Origin of the sequence: Sediminibacterium salmoneum NBRC 103935 (genome assembly GCF_000511175.1) — a bacterium.
Taxonomy (GTDB): Bacteria; Bacteroidota; Bacteroidia; order Chitinophagales; family Chitinophagaceae; genus Sediminibacterium; species Sediminibacterium salmoneum.
On sequence record NZ_KI866530.1, the window covers coordinates 1,347,444 to 1,366,589 of the forward strand.

Below are 19,146 nucleotides of genomic sequence, written 5' to 3' on the forward strand. Positions count from 1 at the left end.
CAAAAATGATCTCACCACCCAATTTCTGGCCGGGCAGAATAAAGTACAATATTGATGCCATCTGCCAAAGAGGCCAGGAAAAAGTACAAACTGACACAAAAAAAATCCTCCCGATTTGTATCGGGAGGACCTTCTTGCAAGAAGTAATATTAGTAACGAGTACTTGTATTTACTATTTCTTGGTTGTGTCTACAGCAGCAGCAGTTGTATCAACAGTTGCAGCAGTTGTGTCTACAGTTGCAGCAGCAGTGTCTACAGTTGCAGCAGCAGTGTCAGCAGTTGCTTCAGTTGTTTCAGCGTTGTTACAAGCAGTCATTAAACCTGCTACAGCCAGAATTGCGAATACTTTTTTCATTGTACTTGTTTTTGGGTTTTTTATTTGGTCGCAAAAATAGGGTTTTAAGATGATTTTTGCCAAAATTTTCTTAAAATTTTTATTTTTTACGGAAGAATATGCGAATTGGGACCCCTTTGAAGTTAAAATTAGCCCTCAGTTGATTCTCCAGATAATTCTTATATGGCATTTTAATATCATCCGGGAAATTGGTAAAAAAGGCAAAAGAAGGAACCGGTGTTGGCAGTTGAGTAACAAACTTAATCTTTATTGAGTGCCCTCTAACTACAGGAGCATGGTAATTTTCTACCGCCTTTAACATCACTTCGTTCAATTCAGAAGTAGTTACTTTTCTCTTTCTGTTTTCAAAAACTTCAAGTCCCATTTCAATAGCTTTGAAAATTCTGGTTTTTTCCACTACTGAAATAAATAGAACCGGAACATCAGTAAAGGGTGCCATTTTTTGTTTCAATACTTTTTCATAATCACGGGCAGTATTGGTTTCTTTTTCAATCAGATCCCACTTATTTACCAGAACAACAATTCCTTTGCCCTTTCTGGCAGCTAAGCTAAAAATAGAAATATCCTGTGCAGTTATACCCTTATGAGCATCAATAACCAGCAAACATACATCTGCTTCATCCATAGCTTTAATAGCACGGATGATAGAATAGAATTCCAGGTCATCTTTCTCTTTGCTTTTTTTGCGGATACCAGCCGTATCAATCAGCATGAATTCTTTCTGAAATAATTTATAGTGTGTATGAATGGTATCCCTGGTGGTTCCAGCAATATCACTAACAATGGTTCTCTCCTCGCCAATCAAAGCGTTCAATAGAGAAGACTTCCCCACATTGGGCTGACCAATAATGGCAAACTTCGGCAGTGCATCATCAACTGATTTTTCTGCCCCTTCTTCTTCGGAAATATTCGCAACAACACCATCTAGTAAATCACCAGTACCACTTCCGGAAATACTGCTGATGAAAAAGGTATTTTCAAAACCTAAACTATAAAACTCAGTGGCTTCCAGTTCACGGGTACCATTGTCTACTTTATTAACCACTACAAAAACAGGCTTACTGGTTCTGCGCAACAAATCTGCCATTGCTTCATCAAGATCGGTAATACCCGTTGCAACGTCAACCATAAAAATGATTGCATTGGCTTCCTCAATGGCAATTTTTACCTGCTTTCTAATTTCTACTTCAAATATATCTTCACTTTGGGGAACAAAACCGCCGGTATCAATCAGGTTAAAAGTTTTTCCATTCCAGTCTGCCACACCGTACTGGCGATCTCTGGTAACCCCGCTTATGTCATCAACAATGGCTTTACGCTGTTCTAACAAGCGATTAAAAAAAGTACTTTTTCCTACATTGGGTCTGCCTACAATAGCAACAGTGTAACTCATTTTTATTTAATTCTGGTTGAGGTAATCAGTTACCATTACTGGTAACCATATTCTTTTAACTGAAGGTCGTTATCGCGCCACTTAGGTCTTACTTTAACGAACAACTCCAAAAATATTTTTTTCTGAACAAATGCTTCAATGTCTTTTCTGGCTTTAATTCCAATCTGTCTAATCATGATTCCCTTCTCACCCAGAATTATCGCTTTCTGGGTTTCCCTATGCACAATAATATCAGCCTGAATTTTTATAATGTTACCCTTATCCTTGTATTCGTTCACCATAACTGCTGTATGATAAGGTATCTCATCTGCAAACAACTCGTAAATTTTTTCACGAATCATCTCCGATACAAAGAAACGGGTTGGTAAATCACTAAGGTCATCTTCATCATAAAAGGGAAGACCCTCCGGCAGGTTTTCAACAATTACATTCAATAGTTTATTCAAATGCAATTTCTGTAATGCTCCAATTTTAATAAGTTGCTTACAATAGGGCTTATTGGCAAAAAAAGCTTCTGCTTCTGCAATTTTTCCATTGCCTGCAATATCAATTTTATTCAATAAAACCAATGCCGGAACTTTCAGCTTCAAAGCAGAGAAAATGGCATCGCAATCCTCTAAATTGTCATTGGCATCTACCATCAATAAAGCCAGATCTGCATCTTCCAGAGCTCCTTTTACAGAATCCATCATTTTCTGATGCAGCTTGTATTTAGGATCAATAATGCCCGGAGTGTCCGAAAAAATAATCTGGTACTCACCCGGTTTATTCAAAAAAGCCTTGATTCTATGACGAGTCGTCTGAACTTTTGGAGAAACAATAGCCATCTTCTCCCCAATTAATGCATTGAGGAGTGTGCTTTTACCCGCGTTCGGTTTTCCAAATATGTTTACAAATCCTGCTTTCACTTTTTGAATTTACTCATTATTCGGGCAAAATTTTGCCCGGCTCTGGGTAGTTAAACGAAAAAAGGCCCCAAAAGGGCCTTTGAGTTGTTGCGAGAGAAGGGATCGAACCTCCGACCTTCGGGTTATGAGCCCGACGAGCTACCGCTGCTCTATCTCGCGATGTATTGGATTGCAAAATTACGTCTTTGCAAGTCTTTTTCCAAATAATATTTAAAAATCAGTCATTCTTTCTTTTAACGGAAGATGCACCGCTGCTGTTAAAATCCTTGATGATGGCTTCGCCTTTGTATTGAATACTGCTGGCACCGCTGGCTTCCGCACTTATTTCCTTGGCTACATTTACACGAATGGAAGAAGCACCACTGGCATCAATCTTACAATAATTACTCACTAAATCAAATGACTTAATAGAACTGGCACCACTAGCAATCATTTGTGTTTTTTCTGCTTTCCCTTTCAGATTGGCCTGTGAAGCGCCGCTTAGATCTACCCTCAGGTTTCCTAATTCTATTTCACCAGTAAAATCTGAAGCCCCGGACAATTGTATTTTGAGATCATCCAATTTCATGGCACTGGCAGTTTTAATATTACAAGCACCTGAAGCCTCTAACTTGGTAAGCTCATCAAATGTTACATAAGCCTTGATTCCGGTGTTTCCCCACTTCTTCCAGTTTATTCCCTTGGTATCCAAAGAAATATACAAAACATTGTTCCGAACAACTGTTCTGATCTTTTCCAATAACTCCGCATCGCTGGCACTTACCGCTACTGCAGATTCTTTACCCTGAGATAAATACAAACTAATTGCCCCTGATATTTCAATACCGGAAAAAGACCCAACCGACCTGGGTTGAGCATTTGCATCGAATACCAGCTTTTTTTCTTCCTGTGAAAAGGCCAGAAAAGCCCAACAAAGGCCTATAAGGAATAAAACATGTTTTTTCATTACTGCAATTTTGAATAAAACGGTTCAACAAGGTAAAAGTTACAAACCATTTAAAAAAGATTGATTTACTTTTGTGTAGTCCTCGGGGTGCTCAAGCGTATGCTTTGGCTGAGAAATACCCGTTGAACCTGAACAGGGTAATTCCTGCGAAGGGAAGGTGAAATTTACTGTACTACCTCTCCTATTGCATTTCCCTGTTCCCATTTTTTTAACTCAAAATCATTGATGAAATGAAGAAAAAAATCATGGGAACAACCGCGCTGGTGTTAATTAGCCTACTGGCATTTGCACAGCAAAGTCCCCAAACCGAAAATCAAACGGGCCAAGTTGTTGAAAAAGGAAGTCTACTGCCCATTCCAGGAGCCATTATCAGTTGGGGAAACCAACAAACTCTATCCAACGAACAAGGTGTCTTTAGTATTCCAACCAATGCAAAACAGGGATTTAACATTAATAGTCTGGGCTATGAAACCCTTAGGGTGGGACCAATGGATAGAAATAAGTTGATTGGAGGGATAGGTAATAAAAATAATATTCAATTTGAATTGACCCCCATCCCGCTTTTCCTGCAACCCCTGGAAGTAAAAGCAATCAGGGCAGCAGATCGGGCACCATTTACCAAAACCAACCTGAATAAATCGGCCATTGAAAAAACTAATCTGGGAACAGATATCCCATTTCTGTTAAATCAAACCCCATCCGTAGTTATCAATGCCGATGCAGGAAATGGAGTGGGATATACAGGTATTAGAATCAGAGGAACCGATGCCACCCGCATTAATGTTACACTAAATGGCATACCTTATAATGATGCGGAAAGCATGGGAACATTTTTTGTAAACCTACCAGACTTTTCCTCTTCTGTTAACAGTATTCAAATACAAAGAGGAGCAGGTACTTCTTCGAATGGTGCCAGTTCGTTTGGTGCCACGTTGAATATGTCAACAAACGAATTCAATAGTAAAGCCTACACAGAAATCAACAATAGTGTTGGATCATTCAACACAATAAAAAATACGCTGAAATTTGGTAGCGGTTTAATTGGCAATCATTTTACCCTGGATGCCAGACTTAGCAGAATTACCAGTGACGGTTTTATAGACCGGGCCAGCAGTAACCTAAAGTCTTATTATGTAAGCGCCGCTTATTTAAACAAAAAATCATCAATCAGACTCAATGTTTTTTCCGGCAACGAAAAAACTTACCAGGCCTGGTACGGTGTAGCAGAAAATTTAATAAAAACAGACAGAACCAATAATCCTGCCGGAACAGAGAAAGCCGGAACTCCTTACGAAAACCAAACGGACAATTACACACAAACACATTATCAACTTTTTTACAATACAGCATTGAATAACAATTGGTCATTCAACACTGCATTGTTTTATACCAGAGGAAAAGGATACTACGAAGAATACAAGGCCGATCAGCGATTTTCCCGTTATGGATTACCCAATGTAGTAATTGGAGGCAATACACTTATGAGAACAGATCTGGTAAGGCAACGATGGCTGGATAATCATTTCTACGGTCAGATTTTTTCACTACAGTACAAAAAAGAAAAGCAAGAATTTACCCTGGGTGGTGGTTGGTCTACCTATGACGGTGTGCACTTTGGCACAATCCCATTTGTGGCAATCGGCACAGTTCCTGCTAATTATCGTTATTATAATTTGCCTGCACTTAAAAAAGATGCAAACATTTATGCCAAGTGGCAAACCAATATAACCAATCAACTCTCTGTATTTACCGATTTACAATACAGATGGGTAAGACACCGCATGAATGGATTCAGCGATAATCCAACATTAAACGTAAACAGAAGTTTTGGCTTTTTTAATCCCAAAGCAGGCATTGTGTATAATGCAATGGGATGGCAATCCTATTTAAGTTATGCTGTTGCCAGGAAGGAGCCTAACAGAGACGATTTTCAGGCGGGTGTTAACCGTCAGCCAACTTATGAAACCCTGCACGATTGGGAGCTCGGAATTGAAAAAAAGACTTCAAAATATTCTTTTGGTATTACGGGCTACTATATGAAATACAATAACCAATTGGTACTAACGGGTGAAATCAACGATGTGGGTGCCTATACCAGAACCAATATCCCCAATAGCTACAGAGCGGGCATTGAAATTCAGGCAGGTGCTAAAATCAATCAGTGGCTGAACTTCTCAGGAAACACCAGCATTAGCAGAAATAAAATCAGCACATTTACAGAATATATAGATGATTACGACAATGGGGGGCAAATAGCCATTAATCATAACAATACCGACATATCCTTTTCCCCTTCGTTGGTGTCAGCACTTACAATCAACATTAATCCTTTGAATAATTGGGAAATCAGTTTGCTGAATAAGTGGGTAAGCAAGCAATACCTGGATAATACCCAAAATGAAAATCGAAAACTCAATGGTTTTTATACACAGGATTTCAGAACCATCTACACCATTAAACACAAGTGGATTAAAGAAGCTCAGCTGATCTTTCAGTTGAATAATTTATTTGATAAAAAATATGAACCCAATGGATATACATTCAGCTATGTAGCCGGAGGATCTGTAACTACAGAGAATTTCTACTACCCCATGGCAGGCAGAAACTTCATGCTAGCACTTAATATCAAATTGTAGTTGAACCCATATTTTATTGGCACCATCTGTTAACTATTTATAATTCGGAATCGCAAATTAAAAAGGGTAAGCCTGCTGGCTTACCCTTTTGTTTAATTGTAATTATAACAATCATATCTATATTCCTTTACGGAAAACTTTCGAAAGAATTTTAATACTATTTCCCAGCCAGAAATACTGCATTTGCAATTAACAAATAACCATTCTCCCAGAAGTTTCTGAACAAAGGATCTTCAGCAATATATACTACCGTACCTGCACCCATATCCTGAACTCCGAAAAGCATACCATCTTTAATACCTGGCTTCAGTTTTGCTCCAACAAAACCGGTAACATATGCATCCTTCTTTATTGTACCTACATTCCAGCCATCCTTCATGAACTCATATACATTTCCATCCTGCTTTAGTGTGTAATAAAAATCAGGATATCCAAATCCGAGAGGATGTGTATTATCTAAATCCATTTTATAAATAGCCCCCGGAATGGAATTGGTTAAATAATCCTTTTCACGGTCCGCATATTTCTTAACTGAGTCTGCTTTTTCATCTCCTTTTCCTTCTTTCAATTTAATTCCCCAGTCTCCTCTGCTCATGGTAGCCATTGCATTTTCCAAAGCCACAATTTTTCCGCCACCACGAACATAATCCTTCATTTTATCTGATACCGATTTTTCATTTAGCACCCTGTAATTACCATCAGGAATAATTAATACATCGTAGTTTTTCAAATTGTATCTGGCTATATCGGCTGCATTTAAAAGAGTGATAGGATAATCAAGTATCTTATCAAAATAATGCCATACTTCACCGGCTGCCAAAGAGGAAGTTTGATCCCCGGTTAACATAGCTACTTTTGGCGTGGCTGCAATATTTTTTATATCAGGAGAACCAAAGTCTGAACCCTTATCCATATAACCCGTTTCTACTGCCTCTGCCTGAACATTGTATTTTGAACAAGCTGCATTCAATACAGATTGCCAATCGGCAGTATTGCTGGTTTTTAATACCACCAATGTTCCGCGATCATAACTTTTGTTTTTATAGGTAAATGGTTTTTCAACAAAGCGAACTTTAACGCCATGTTTCAGTAAATAGGCAAGAACCTTCGCACTGTTAAATGAAGTATAAGGTATCAACGCACCGTAATTGCTGTTAACCGGTGCAATTGCAGCAGCAGCTGCACTTTCTGAATTTACTGCTAATTTTTCTTTTACTGCATACCCCTTAATGCCGTATGCATACGCAGCTGCCCAAGCGGTAATATCGTAGGTATTGGAATCCGTAACTACGGTTCTTGGCTCCAGCAAAACCTTTGCCATTACCGATCTGGGTTGAAATGCGCTTACTGCAATATGATCTCCTTCATCTGCAAACACATCATCTTTTCCGGTAAAATAATTGAAGCCACGGAAATTCTTATTATTCAGTACCCCATATTCAATACCATTCTGGCTCAATAATTTTTTGAGAGCAGCCATTTTGTTTTCATCCTTTGCTGTGAATACATAAGTTTTATACTCCCCAATTTTACCAGCCCTGCTATCATCAAAAAACTGCTTAAATTCAGATAGCAGTCTGCTTTTGTTTTTAGAAGCTATTTCAATAGTAGATAATCCTGTGGTAAAATGATGAGCCGCACGATCTACTAAAGTAAGCGTATCATTGTCCTCATTCAATATTCCCAATCCGGCACGTATACCTCCCTGCTCATAGGTCATGCCAATAGCACCATTGTATACCGGATAGGTATCACCATAACTGGGATACAACAAGTCAAATCTTTCTTTGGTAAAAAACAACCAATTATTCTGATCAAAATATTTTGCATGATTTCTTCCAATCATAACCTGAAAGTCCCGCTGCCAGGGAGTAATTACTTCGTGTAATGGTTCTGCAGCCGGAGCAAAATAATAGGGTTCATTGAATCCCTGTTCGTGATAATCCACATGTACCTGCGGCATCCACTCATGGTATTTTTTTATCCTTTGCTGGGTTTCTAACTGTGTTTGCCAGGCCCAGTCTCTGTTTAGGTCAAAATTATAGTGGTTACTTCTTCCTCCGGGCCAGGGTTCTGCATGCTCTCTTGACGCCGGATCCGCATTGTAATGCTTTCCAACTACAGAATTATACCAATTAATGTAACGGTCTCTACCGTCAGGATTAATACAAGGATCAAGAACTACAATGGTATTTTTCAGCCATTCTTTGGTTGCTTTATTATTGGGGTCCGTTAATGCATGAATCGTTAAAAGAAACGCTTCAGATGAAGATGCTTCATTACCATGCACATTATAACTTAACCATACAATGGCCGGGGCATTTTCCAAAGCAGGTGCGGCTTTATCTTTCGCCAGGCCTGCCATCCTTAAATTATTAACTCTGATTTGATCCAGTTGTTGCATATTTTCCGGAGTACTCACAAAGGCCAGCATTAATTCCCTGCCTTCGTTGGTTTCACCATATTTCTCCAGTTTAACCATATCGGGTCTTGCAGCAGCAACAGACTTTGTGTATTCCACAATCCGGTGGTGACGGGTAAAACGGGTACCCACTTTGTACCCCAAAAATTGTTCAGGACTGGGTACTGACTGTGCTAATGATAACACAGAAATGCCCAAACAAAATAGTCCAAATAATAATTTCTTCATAAGTTTAATAATGAAGCATGAAAGTAGGAATATTGGGAAATAAAACCCTATAAAATTGTAAATTGTAATATGAGAAAGATATTATCAGGATTTCTGTTCCTGGGATTAATACCGGTTGCCAATGCACAGCATGTAACATCTATTGTAGGGCCCAACAAGGAAGTAGACCCATTCCATTATTCTGTAGTTAAGCGCGGAAACTTTAAACAGGCTTCTGTGAGCAGTGCACACCCGTTGGCCAGCATGGTAGGTGCGGCCATCATGAAAAAGGGAGGAAATGCTTTTGATGCAGCCATCGCAACACAATTGGTGCTGGCAGTAGTTTTCCCGAATGCAGGAAACTTAGGTGGGGGTGGATTTTTACTGGCGCGCAAAACCAACGGTGAACTAATAGGTATAGACTACAGAGAAGCAGCACCTGAAAAAGCATCGCGGGATATGTACCTGGACAAAAACGGGAATGCCCAGTTGAACTTATCACAGAATGGACATCTTGCTTCGGGCATACCTGGCACTGTGGCAGGTTTATTTGCTACTCATGCATATGCAAAACTTCCGTTTGCTGAGTTGATTCAGCCCGCTATTGACATAGCTGCCAAGGGATTTGTATTAACAGAAAAAGAGGCTGCCAGTATCAGCAGCGTAAAAGATGGTATTGCTCGTTTCAGCACACAACCAACCGCTTTTTATAAACCAACCCGCTGGAAAGTAGGTGACACACTTATTCAAAAAGAGCTTGCGCATACTCTGGAAAGGATACAACAGGAAGGCGCAATGGGCTTTTACGGCGGGAAAACAGCAGACCTGATTGTAGCTGAGATGGAACGTGGAAGAGGCGTTATCTCACACGCTGATTTAAAAAATTACACTGCTAAATTAAGAGAGCCGATTGTATTCAACTATAGAAGTCACGAAATCATCAGTTTTTCTCCCCCCAGCAGTGGCGGAATCTTACTGGCTCAAATGATGAAAATGGTTGAAAAATATCCCATGAGTAAAATGGGATTTCAAACCCCTGAATCTGTTCAGTTAATGATTGAAGCCGAACGCAGGGCTTTTGCGGATCGTGCAGAACATATGGGTGATCCGGATTTCTGGAAAGTGCCTGTGAAAACACTTATCAGCGATTCATATTTACAACAGCGTATGAACGATTATTCACCCGGCAAAGCAGGCAACAGTAAGGAAGTGAATGCAGGTGTTATAAATGAAAGTGAGGAAACTACCCATTTGAGTGTGGTTGATGCTGCAGGTAATATGGTGGCAGTTACAACAACATTAAATGGAAGCTATGGATCAAAAGTAGTGGTAGGCGGTGCAGGATTTTTATTGAACAATGAAATGGATGATTTTAGTGTAAAACCAGGAGTCCCCAATATGTTTGGGGCTGTAGGGGGAGAAGCCAACGCTATTGTTCCCGGTAAAAGAATGCTGAGTTCAATGACCCCCACCCTTGTATTAAAAAATAAAAAACCTTATATCGTTATTGGTACTCCGGGCGGCACTACCATACCCACTTCGGTTTATCAGGCGCTGATTAATGTGATAGACTTTAATAAAACCCTGGGGGATGCGATTGACGCGCCAAAATTCCATCACCAGTGGTTACCCGATGAAGTGATGATAGAGAATGGCTTTGATAGCAAAACCCGGGAAACACTCCAGAAAATGGGCTATCTGCTTAAAGACCGTTCAAGCATAGGCAGAACCGATGGCATTCGGATATTACCCAATAAAATCAGAGAAACAGCAGCAGATAAAAGAGGAGACGATTCTGTTGCAGGTTACTAGTAAGGCAATGTTAAAAATAGAAAGAAGTTATATATCCCTTTAATTTTATATAAGTTTTATGCTATTTTTGATTTCTAATGCATTATTTACTGAAACAATTCATACCACCCATTTTCAGGACGCTTTATTGGTACAGTTTTAAATATGGCTGGAAAGGTGATTACGAAAGTTTTGAGGCTGCCAACAAAATAGCCAGCGGATACGACGAGCAGAGCATACTTGAAAAAATCAAGGAAACTACCCGCAAGGTTGTTAATGGAGAAGTAACTTACGAAAGAGATGGGATTGTTTACGATAAGCCGAAAATGAATTTCAGCATGTTGGCTACGCTGCTTACTGTTGCAGCTGAGAATAATTGCAACCTGACTGTATTGGATTTTGGTGGTTCTTTGGGCACAACCTATAATCACAAAAAAAACTACCTCCAATCTGTTCATAATTTAAATTGGTGTATAGTTGAACAACCCAACTATGTGGACGCAGGCAGAAAAGAGTTTGAACACGAACGGCTGCACTTCTATTATTCCCTGGAAGAATGCCTTCAGCATCATAAACCAGATATCATTATTTTCTCTGGTGTAATACAGTATATAGAAAAAACCTATGAACTCCTGGACCAGATTGTATTAAGCGGCGTGAAATATTTATACATCGATTATATAGCATTCAACGACGAAGACCGTGACCGAATTGCTATTCAACATGTTCCACCGGTTTATTATGGTTCCCCGGCTTCCTACACTTGCTGGTTTTACAGTAAACCCAAATTTTATAAATACATGCAGAATCGTTTCGATTTAGTGTACGATTTTATTGTAGATCATGACAAATATTATATCCAGTTAAAGCCCTTCTTTTACGAAGGTCAATTATGGAAGTTAAAACAAGCCAGATAATTCTAATAACAGAGAACACTAGCCTGTTATAATTTACCTTCCTTAAATTGTCTTGCGGCGTATTCAGCTGCCCTGGCTGTTATTGCCATATAAGTCAATGAAGGATTTTGATTTCCTGTTGATGTCATGCAGGCACCATCTGTAACAAATACATTTTTACAATGATGCATCTGATTGTATTCATTTAAGAGAGAAGTATGTTCGTCTCTACCCATTCTAACACCTCCCATTTCATGAATATCCAGGCCAGGAGGTTGCTTACTGTCCCAGGTATTGATATTGGTACAACCTGCTTTTTCAAGCATTGCCTTACCTTCCTTAAAAAAGTCCTGCAAAAGCTTCTCATCATTCTCATCATAGTCCACATTCACAACCAGCTGAGGTATGCCCCAATCATCTCTTTCATAGTCGCTTAAATACACTTGATTGGTTACTTTGGGTATGGTTTCTCCCTGCATCATCATATATATATGCCAGGCTCCGGGTTCTGAAATTGCGTTTTTAAAATCAATACCAACCCCGTCTACCTTAGGACGGCCCCTCGAAGCACTAAAATGTACCATGTACCCTCTTAAAAAATCAGTATTCTGCTTGTAGACATTTCTAAAACTTGGCATCATCAGCTGAGTAGGCCTGCGGCCATAATAATACTGGTCTAGTGGGCCCTCAAACGCTGCTGTAATATTGCCTCGGTAATTATGAAAAGCAATATACTTTCCCAGAAGTCCATTTTTATTTCCTAATCCATCGGGGAAATAATTACTTCGTGAATTCAGCAGGATCAAATTAGAGTTTAAACAGGAAGCATTTACAAAAATAATTCTTGCAGTATATATTTTCACTTCATGTGTCAGCGCATCTACCACTTTTACTCCAGTTGCTTTACCTAGCTTTTCATCATATATAATTGAATCAACAACTGCATGCGTTTGAATTTTCAGATTACCTGTTTTTTCTGCAGCGGGCAAGGTTGAACTATTCGAGCTGAAATAAGCACCAAAAGGGCAACCTCTTGCACATAAGTTTCTTGCCATACACTGCCCCCGTCCCTGCAACAAATGTTCAACACCGGGTTGTGTTAAATGCGCGCATCTACCCTGCACAACATGTCTATCAGGAAACGCTTCCATAATTTTTTGCTGAATAATTTTCTCTGCACAATTCATTTCCCAGGCAGGCAGAAATTCTCCGTCAGGCAAAGTATCCAGGCCATCTTTATTACCGCTTATTCCTACAAATTTCTCAACATAACTATACCATCCAGACAAATCATTATAACGAATTGGCCAGTCAACTGCAAAACCATCACGCTTCGGAGCTTCAAAATCAAATGGACTCCAGCGTTGGGTCTGCCTTGCCCACAAAAGTGATTTACCACCAACCTGATAACCCCTTATCCAGCTGAATGGTTTTTCCTGTACATATGGATGTTCATTGTCCTTTACAAAAAAATGCTTTGTATCCTCTTTATAAGCATAACAGTTGCTTACAATAGGATCCTTATCCATTTCAGGAGGTGGAATATTACCTCTATGCGGCATATCCCAGGGATGGTAATTGGCTGTAGGATAATCTTTTTTATGCTCTACCATCCTGCCCCTCTCTAATACAAGCGTTTTCAGCCCTTTTTCACAGAGTTCTTTGGCGGCCCATCCCCCACTGATACCAGAGCCTATTACTATTGCATCAAAATTGGTATTCTGTTCAGGCATAATTGCTAATCATTAAACCATTCCGAAAATTTTTTCAGATCTACATTTCCTCCGGTTAAAATAATTCCTATTCTTTTCCCGCTAAACTGTTCCTTGTTTTTAAGCATTGCGGCAAGCGGTACAACACAACTGGGTTCTACTACTATTTTCATTCGCTCATAAACCAATCTTAATGATTCCTTTATTTCTTCTTCCGTCACAAGAAATATATCAGTCACATGCTTGCGAATGATTGTTAAGGTTCTTTCGCTTAGTGTAGTTAATAACCCATCTGCAATTGTATTAACATAAGGAGCTTTTTCAACTTTGCCTGATTGAAAGCTCAGTATAGCGTCTGCAGCTCCGGCTGGTTCTCCTGCATATACCTTAGCAGCTGAATGAAAATAATGCGAGCCCAATGCTGTTCCAGATAACAAGCCACCACCACCAACAGGAGTAAAAATTACTTCAAGGCCAGGTACTGTAGCAATTAATTCCTTAACACAGGTTGCCTGACCGGTTATCACCCTATCATCGTCGTAAGGGTGTATAAATTCTGCTCCTGTTTCATCCACTACTTTTTGCAAAGCAGTTTCTCTAGCTGCCTGATTGGGTTCACAAAAAATAACTTCAGCACCATACCCTTTCACGGCATTTACTTTTACAGAAGGAGAATTACTAGGCATAACAATATATGCCTTGGTACCTAGCGTCTTTGCAGCAAAAGCAATCGCCTGCGCATGATTTCCGGAAGAATGCGTAGCCAAGCCTTTGGCCAGTTGTTCTGGAGTTAAACTTAAGGAAGCATTCATTCCTCCCCTGATTTTGAAAGCGCCAATTTTCTGGAAATTCTCACATTTAAAAAATAATTCTGCACCTGCCATTTCATTGATACTGCTATTAGTTAAAACAGGGGTATGATGAATAAATGGTTTAATTTTCCCGTGTGCCTTTTCTATCTCTTCTTTCGTTATCATGGCTTATTTTTTTCTCTGGTTAATTTAAACTCAGAGCCTTCTTTCCATTTTGGAAAACTTGATTCAAAAGCCATTCTTCTGCCAACGGTAAACAACAATTGTAAATCGTTGATAGCTCCTTCTCCCGTCCAGGACTTTTCATCATAATGATCAGATGGCTGATGGTAATGTTTTTCATTAAACTCTTTTTCCATTGCTTTACCGTATGAACTGTCTTTACCAACAAAATCCTTTCCACTGTTTGCAAACAAAGCAGGAATCCCTTTTTTGGCAAAATTGAAATGATCAGATCGGTAATAATACCCGGCTTCTGTATGCTGATCAAAAGAAAGATAACCTCCCTTCTTGGTAATAGCATCATTCAGGTAATCTTCCAGCTCAGATTGTCCTTGACCAACCACAACCATATCTTTGGTTTTACCGAATCTGTTCAGACCATCCATATTGATATTAGCAACTGTTTTGTCAACAGGAAACAAAGGATTCTCTGCATAGTATGCAGAACCTAGCAGACCTTGTTCTTCAGCGGTTACAGCTAAAAAAACTATGGTTCTTTCCGGCTTCTTATTCATGCTTTTAAATGCTCTGGCCATTTCTATCAAACCGGCCGTTCCGGAAGCATTGTCCAATGCTCCGTTGTATACTGAATCTCCATCTTTATTGGGTCTTCCAATTCCCAGATGATCCCAGTGTGCCGTATATATAATTACTTCATCAGGTCTTTTACTTCCGGTAATTTTTGCAATCACATTACCAGATTTATTAAAACTGGCTTTTACTTTCATAGAAGTAGTCAGCTGCAAATTCAGGGGAACAGGTTTAAAACCAGACTGATTGGCTTTCTTCAGCAGTGTAGAATCAAATCCCGAAGCAACAAATAAGCGATTAGCTACATGCTCCGGAATCCAGCCAATCATATCACAGTTCGGAATATCTTTTCCTCTGTTGTCTAACTTTAGACGAGTTGTATTAAAACTGTTTTGTTGAACACTGAAAGGATAACTTGCGGCAGCAGTGTTGTGAATAATCAGACAGGCTTTTGCTCCCTGTCTGGCAGCTTCTTCAAACTTGTAAGTCCATCTTCCATAATAGGTCATTGCTTTCCCTTTAAACAAACTTGAATCTCCTATCCAGAAACCCGGATCATTCACCATAACCATCACAACCTTTCCCTTTACATCCAAACCTGCATAATCATTCCAATTGTATTCAGGAGCTACTACTCCATATCCGGCAAAAACCAGATCTGCATTATCTAAAGTAAAACTGGAATCGGTTTTATCTGTCCATACAATATAATCATCAAATGCTTTTAGCATAAAACTGCCTTTGCCGGATTTCACTTGCATGGAAGGCGCAGCTGTAGCCAGAATATTAGCCATGGGTACAGATTGAATATAACTGTCTCCATTACCTGGCTCCAGTCCTAATTGCCTGAATTGCTCTACCAGGTAATTAACGGTTTTAGTTTCTCCTTCCGTGAATGGTTTACGACCCATGAAATCATCAGAGGCAAGAACAGCAATATGTTTCTTAAGGGTATCAGCGTTGAATACTGAAAGACCATCTTCTTCAGAAAATTTTGAAGTGGAAGAATCGCATGCAAAAAAGAAAGGCGAAACCAGTAAGGTCAAATATTTTTTCATTGTACTAATTATTTCAAATTTTAATCTTTTAATTTATTTGCGCGAGCAATCAAATCAACATCAATTAACTCTAAAGATTGCACCATATTTTTTACAGTTTCCTTGTATAAAAGAAAATGAGGTGTTTGTATATGGGATTGATATGCTGCAAGGCTTGCATAAATTTCTAAAATAGTAATATTAGATGGATCTATTTTATCAGCAACTGCATGATAACTCAATACCCCCGGTTCCTTCTTAATTGCCTCCTGCATCTGAACTTTCAATGCAATATTATATTTATCCAGTTGATCAGGATTCACTTTTATCTTAGCAATTCTCACCATCTGCTTGGCACGCTGCATAGAATCATTCGGAGAAGATTTTTCAGATACCGGAACCAGTTGGCTTTTAGCCACTTGTGCTTGTAATGGAGAATATGTATTGAATAAAAAAAGACAAATAAACAATCGTAACATGGCACTGGTTTTAAAGATTACCAAGTTACAATAAAGAATTTATCTGGAAGGAATAGTAATGGTTTTTCTGGCAGTATCTGCGCAACCATTTCCAGTTACAATGAGTTGAACAGTATAGCTTTTACTGGTGGTCTCTTTGTTGTATACTGTTTCTATAAAGCTGTAAAATTCGTTGTTGGTATTCCCGTTTCCAAAACTCCACTGATAAGAATCAATGGTACTGGTAGGGATAGTAGACCTGCTGTTAAACGACCAACGTTGGGTTGTGGGATAATCCCATACAAGGGTTTCCTCAAACTTGGCTGTGGGTTTAGGATTCTCTCCTTTTGCGTTCACAAGTTTATTCGTTCTGTAAATTTCTCTTCCATTGAGTTTTACACTCATGATAACATCATAATCATTGGGAAATTTGTATTTATACATGATCGGATTACCTGTTTTAACACCTGTGCCATCAGAAAAATCCCATTCATATACTGCACCAGTAGGTACATTTTCCGCTTCAGCTGTGAATAATATTCTTTCGTTGGTGCATGCATCAAAAGTTTCAGTTTTGAACTTCCCTTTAATATTGTATCTGCCCGGAATTGTTAAACGAATGGTTGTATCATCACTACAACCACTATTAGAGAGAATTGTCAATTTTACAGAATAAGTAGAATCATTGATGACTTTAGGAAATTCATGTCTAACCAGTCCAACCGAACTGATATGCTCTGTACCATCACCCCAACTGTACTTATACTGTACTATATCTCCTTGATTAATGGACGATGTACTGTTGAATGTCACGTAACTCAAATTCTGAGGAAAATCAAATTTAGTTGTAAAACTGGCTTCAGGCTTGGTTTGCTGACCCAATGCCTTAACGCCAAAACTTACTTTAGCCAGCATATTATTTGCATTGGCCATTACCATCAAAGTCACAACAAAAGATCCGGCAGCCTGATAAGAATGCGTGGTAGTAGCTCCTGTTGCTATATTTCCATCTCCAAATTGCCAGCTATAATACCCCCCCGCTGGTAAAGCAACGCCAGAGGCAGTAAAAGTAAATACTTCTGAAGAAGGGAAACAGGTAGAAGTCTGGCTAAACTTGGCTTCAACATTACCGTAAGTTACTGTAGTAGTATCTCTTGATACTGTAACAATTGCTCCTTTTGTTATTTGCGCAGAGTCTACCTGCACCAGCTTATCCAAATCAATAGCAGCGTCTTTTTTACAAGCAAAAAGACCCAGTACAGTCAGGCAAATGAACAAATGGTTACGTATCAATCTCATAAGGCTTATTTAGCCGGTACAGTTATATTGGCAACAGTTGTGTCTTTACAACCCGTATTACCAGTTACAATCAATCTAACTGAATAATTGGATGGTGTTGCAGCTTTTGTAAATTCCTGTTCAACTATCGTATTGAAATTATCGTCTACTCTGTTAAATGGCATTTCCCATCTGTAACCAGTTAAATATCCGTGTGGTATATTGGATTGACTGTAAAAAGCCCATACTTCCTTGGTTGCAGTAGAACTAACCACATTCTTTAACATCAGTGCTTTTGGCTTAATATTCTGCCCAAAAGCCCGAACTGGTTTATGGGTTTGATAAATGATTTTACCTTTTAGGGTAACCGTCATTTTAACATCATAATCATTCTGATAAGTAAACTGTTTTTTAACTGGACTACCTGTAACCGCACCAGTTGCATCAGCAAAATCCCAAGTGTATTCTGCACCTGCCGGAACACCTGTTGCAGTTGGAGTAAAAATAAAATACTCATTCGTGCAAGCATCAAATTGCTCCGCAGTAAAGTTCCCGCTGATATTATAGGAAGCCGGAACAAAAACATTTAAAGAAGCTGTATCCCTGCAACCAGAGTTGGCAGTAACAATCATCTTTACATTGTAGTTTTTGTCTTCCGGAACTTTTGGAAAGTTCTTTGGCATAAAAGAATTGGAACTATTGCTGGTAGTACCATCCGCCCAATCCCAGAAATGATCAACAATGGTACCAGTGGGCACTGTAGACCTACTGGTAAATGTCATATTGTTCAGGTAATTGATATCGGGCAAAGCACTGGAAAAAATGGCCGTTGGTGTTACTTGCTGCCCCAATGCTTTTACTGAAATGGAAGCTTTATGAAGCAAAACATCAGCCGAGTTCTTAATCTGAAGAATAATGGTATACGTAGCAGGGTTTCTGTACATATTTCTAACCGTAGTACCCGTTAAGGATTTACCATCCCCGAATTCCCAGATATATTTTGCACCAGCAGGTATTCCTGCAGCAGTTGCTGTGAATGAGAAAATTTCATTGCTGGGGAAACAGGCATCAGATTTTGCATAAGTAATGGTTACTTCTCCGTCTTTTACTGAAACTGTATCCCTGAATACAGCCGTTGCCCCTCCAATCGGGGGACTGTTGTCTTCTGTGGTTTCCTGAGCATCTGCGGGCTTATCTACCTCTTTTTTACAGGCCGATAGCAAGATAGCAGTAGTAAATCCTAATGCGATGAACAGTTGACTGAATTTCATGGTAATTGCTTATGCTTAACTAACAAGTACAACGAAAAACAAGCCTATTTATTGTAAAAATCATGTATTTGAGGCCATTATAAGGCTATAAAACAATTTTTTGACATTCAGTACCTGCAACTTACATTTGCACTCCTATGGGGGGTTAGCTCAGTTGGCTAGAGCGTCCCGATGGAATCGGGAAGGTCGCGGTTCAAAAACAAAGTTCTTTTGAAATTAAAATAAACGGGGGGTTAGCTCAGTTGGCTAGAGCGCTTGCATGGCATGCAAG

14 protein-coding genes, 1 tRNA gene and 1 riboswitch are annotated in these 19,146 nt (G+C 39.3%); of the genes, 3 read left to right on the forward strand and 12 right to left on the reverse strand.

The window, feature by feature from the left end; genetic code table 11:
- Positions 1 to 172: 172 nt before the first annotated feature.
- The 5 genes from P767_RS17915 to P767_RS17585 all read right to left on the reverse strand — a co-directional run bounded on the left by P767_RS17915 (position 173) and on the right by P767_RS17585 (position 3,602).
- On the reverse strand, positions 173 to 355 hold the full coding sequence (locus P767_RS17915; RefSeq protein WP_071790313.1) for a hypothetical protein: 183 nt from the start codon (positions 353 to 355) through the stop codon (positions 173 to 175).
- Positions 356 to 434: 79 nt separating this feature from the next.
- Complete coding sequence (gene der / locus P767_RS0106445; protein WP_026763872.1) at positions 435 to 1,748, reverse strand: ribosome biogenesis GTPase Der; 1,314 nt, start codon at positions 1,746 to 1,748, stop codon at positions 435 to 437.
- 35 nt (positions 1,749 to 1,783) lie between these two features.
- Entirely contained in the window at positions 1,784 to 2,656 is an 873-nt protein-coding gene (gene era / locus P767_RS0106450; protein ID WP_026751468.1) for a GTPase Era, read from the reverse strand.
- 87 nt (positions 2,657 to 2,743) lie between these two features.
- A tRNA-Met gene (locus tag P767_RS0106455) sits at positions 2,744 to 2,815 on the reverse strand.
- Positions 2,816 to 2,873: 58 nt separating this feature from the next.
- Positions 2,874 to 3,602 (reverse strand): head GIN domain-containing protein, encoded by a 729-nt coding sequence (locus P767_RS17585; protein WP_051408494.1) that lies wholly within the window; start codon positions 3,600 to 3,602, stop codon positions 2,874 to 2,876.
- A gap of 73 nt (positions 3,603 to 3,675) precedes the next feature.
- Positions 3,676 to 3,774: riboswitch (TPP riboswitch) on the forward strand.
- Positions 3,775 to 3,832: 58 nt separating this feature from the next.
- Between P767_RS17585 and P767_RS0106465 the strand changes: the two genes are divergently transcribed.
- Entirely contained in the window at positions 3,833 to 6,238 is a 2,406-nt protein-coding gene (locus tag P767_RS0106465) for a TonB-dependent receptor (RefSeq protein ID WP_026763873.1), read from the forward strand.
- Positions 6,239 to 6,395: 157 nt separating this feature from the next.
- On the opposite strand, the gene P767_RS0106470 is transcribed toward P767_RS0106465, so the two are convergent.
- Positions 6,396 to 8,888, reverse strand: a complete 2,493-nt coding sequence (locus P767_RS0106470; protein WP_026763874.1) for a M14 family metallopeptidase — start codon at positions 8,886 to 8,888, stop codon at positions 6,396 to 6,398.
- Between the two features lie 69 nt (positions 8,889 to 8,957).
- Here P767_RS0106470 and ggt point away from each other — a divergent pair, with 69 nt between their 5' ends.
- Together ggt and P767_RS16155 are read left to right on the forward strand one after the other, a co-directional pair.
- Positions 8,958 to 10,679, forward strand: a complete 1,722-nt coding sequence (gene ggt / locus P767_RS0106475; protein ID WP_026751465.1) for a gamma-glutamyltransferase — start codon at positions 8,958 to 8,960, stop codon at positions 10,677 to 10,679.
- Between the two features lie 77 nt (positions 10,680 to 10,756).
- Positions 10,757 to 11,575 (forward strand): methyltransferase, TIGR04325 family, encoded by an 819-nt coding sequence (locus tag P767_RS16155; RefSeq protein ID WP_051408493.1) that lies wholly within the window; start codon positions 10,757 to 10,759, stop codon positions 11,573 to 11,575.
- Between the two features lie 26 nt (positions 11,576 to 11,601).
- Here P767_RS16155 and P767_RS0106485 read toward each other — a convergent pair whose 3' ends face one another.
- Genes P767_RS0106485 through P767_RS16165 form a run of 6 tightly spaced genes read right to left on the reverse strand, consistent with a single transcriptional unit; the run spans position 11,602 to position 18,875 of the window.
- Complete coding sequence (locus P767_RS0106485) at positions 11,602 to 13,287, reverse strand: GMC oxidoreductase (RefSeq protein ID WP_026751464.1); 1,686 nt, start codon at positions 13,285 to 13,287, stop codon at positions 11,602 to 11,604.
- Between the two features lie 5 nt (positions 13,288 to 13,292).
- Positions 13,293 to 14,243, reverse strand: a complete 951-nt coding sequence (locus P767_RS0106490) for a threonine ammonia-lyase (protein ID WP_026751463.1) — start codon at positions 14,241 to 14,243, stop codon at positions 13,293 to 13,295.
- On the reverse strand, positions 14,240 to 15,889 hold the full coding sequence (locus P767_RS0106495) for a M28 family metallopeptidase (RefSeq protein ID WP_037351670.1): 1,650 nt from the start codon (positions 15,887 to 15,889) through the stop codon (positions 14,240 to 14,242). The genes P767_RS0106490 and P767_RS0106495 overlap by 4 nt, the downstream gene beginning before the upstream one ends.
- A gap of 20 nt (positions 15,890 to 15,909) precedes the next feature.
- A complete protein-coding gene (locus P767_RS16160) occupies positions 15,910 to 16,347 on the reverse strand; it encodes a putative quinol monooxygenase (RefSeq protein WP_235785902.1) in 438 nt (145 codons plus the stop codon).
- Between the two features lie 39 nt (positions 16,348 to 16,386).
- Entirely contained in the window at positions 16,387 to 17,625 is a 1,239-nt protein-coding gene (locus P767_RS0106505) for a PKD domain-containing protein (RefSeq protein ID WP_026763876.1), read from the reverse strand.
- Positions 17,626 to 17,630: 5 nt separating this feature from the next.
- Positions 17,631 to 18,875, reverse strand: a complete 1,245-nt coding sequence (locus P767_RS16165; protein ID WP_037351671.1) for a PKD domain-containing protein — start codon at positions 18,873 to 18,875, stop codon at positions 17,631 to 17,633.
- Positions 18,876 to 19,146: the final 271 nt, after the last annotated feature.

Excerpts from the sequence above, each read along its gene's own strand:
- P767_RS0106490 (WP_026751463.1), bottom strand. The coding sequence starts at position 14,243 with ATGATAACGAAAGAAGAGATAGAAAAGGCACACGGGAAAATTAAACCA.
- P767_RS0106505 (WP_026763876.1), bottom strand. The coding sequence starts at position 17,625 with ATGAGATTGATACGTAACCATTTGTTCATTTGCCTGACTGTACTGGGT.
- P767_RS17585 (WP_051408494.1), bottom strand. The coding sequence starts at position 3,602 with ATGAAAAAACATGTTTTATTCCTTATAGGCCTTTGTTGGGCTTTTCTG.
- P767_RS0106465 (WP_026763873.1), top strand. The coding sequence starts at position 3,833 with ATGAAGAAAAAAATCATGGGAACAACCGCGCTGGTGTTAATTAGCCTA.
- P767_RS17915 (WP_071790313.1), bottom strand. The coding sequence starts at position 355 with ATGAAAAAAGTATTCGCAATTCTGGCTGTAGCAGGTTTAATGACTGCT.
- ggt (WP_026751465.1), top strand. The coding sequence starts at position 8,958 with ATGAGAAAGATATTATCAGGATTTCTGTTCCTGGGATTAATACCGGTT.
- P767_RS16160 (WP_235785902.1), bottom strand. The coding sequence starts at position 16,347 with ATGTTACGATTGTTTATTTGTCTTTTTTTATTCAATACATATTCTCCA.
- P767_RS0106485 (WP_026751464.1), bottom strand. The coding sequence starts at position 13,287 with ATGCCTGAACAGAATACCAATTTTGATGCAATAGTAATAGGCTCTGGT.
- P767_RS16155 (WP_051408493.1), top strand. The coding sequence starts at position 10,757 with ATGCATTATTTACTGAAACAATTCATACCACCCATTTTCAGGACGCTT.
- P767_RS0106470 (WP_026763874.1), bottom strand. The coding sequence starts at position 8,888 with ATGAAGAAATTATTATTTGGACTATTTTGTTTGGGCATTTCTGTGTTA.
- P767_RS16165 (WP_037351671.1), bottom strand. The coding sequence starts at position 18,875 with ATGAAATTCAGTCAACTGTTCATCGCATTAGGATTTACTACTGCTATC.
- der (WP_026763872.1), bottom strand. The coding sequence starts at position 1,748 with ATGAGTTACACTGTTGCTATTGTAGGCAGACCCAATGTAGGAAAAAGT.
- P767_RS0106495 (WP_037351670.1), bottom strand. The coding sequence starts at position 15,889 with ATGAAAAAATATTTGACCTTACTGGTTTCGCCTTTCTTTTTTGCATGC.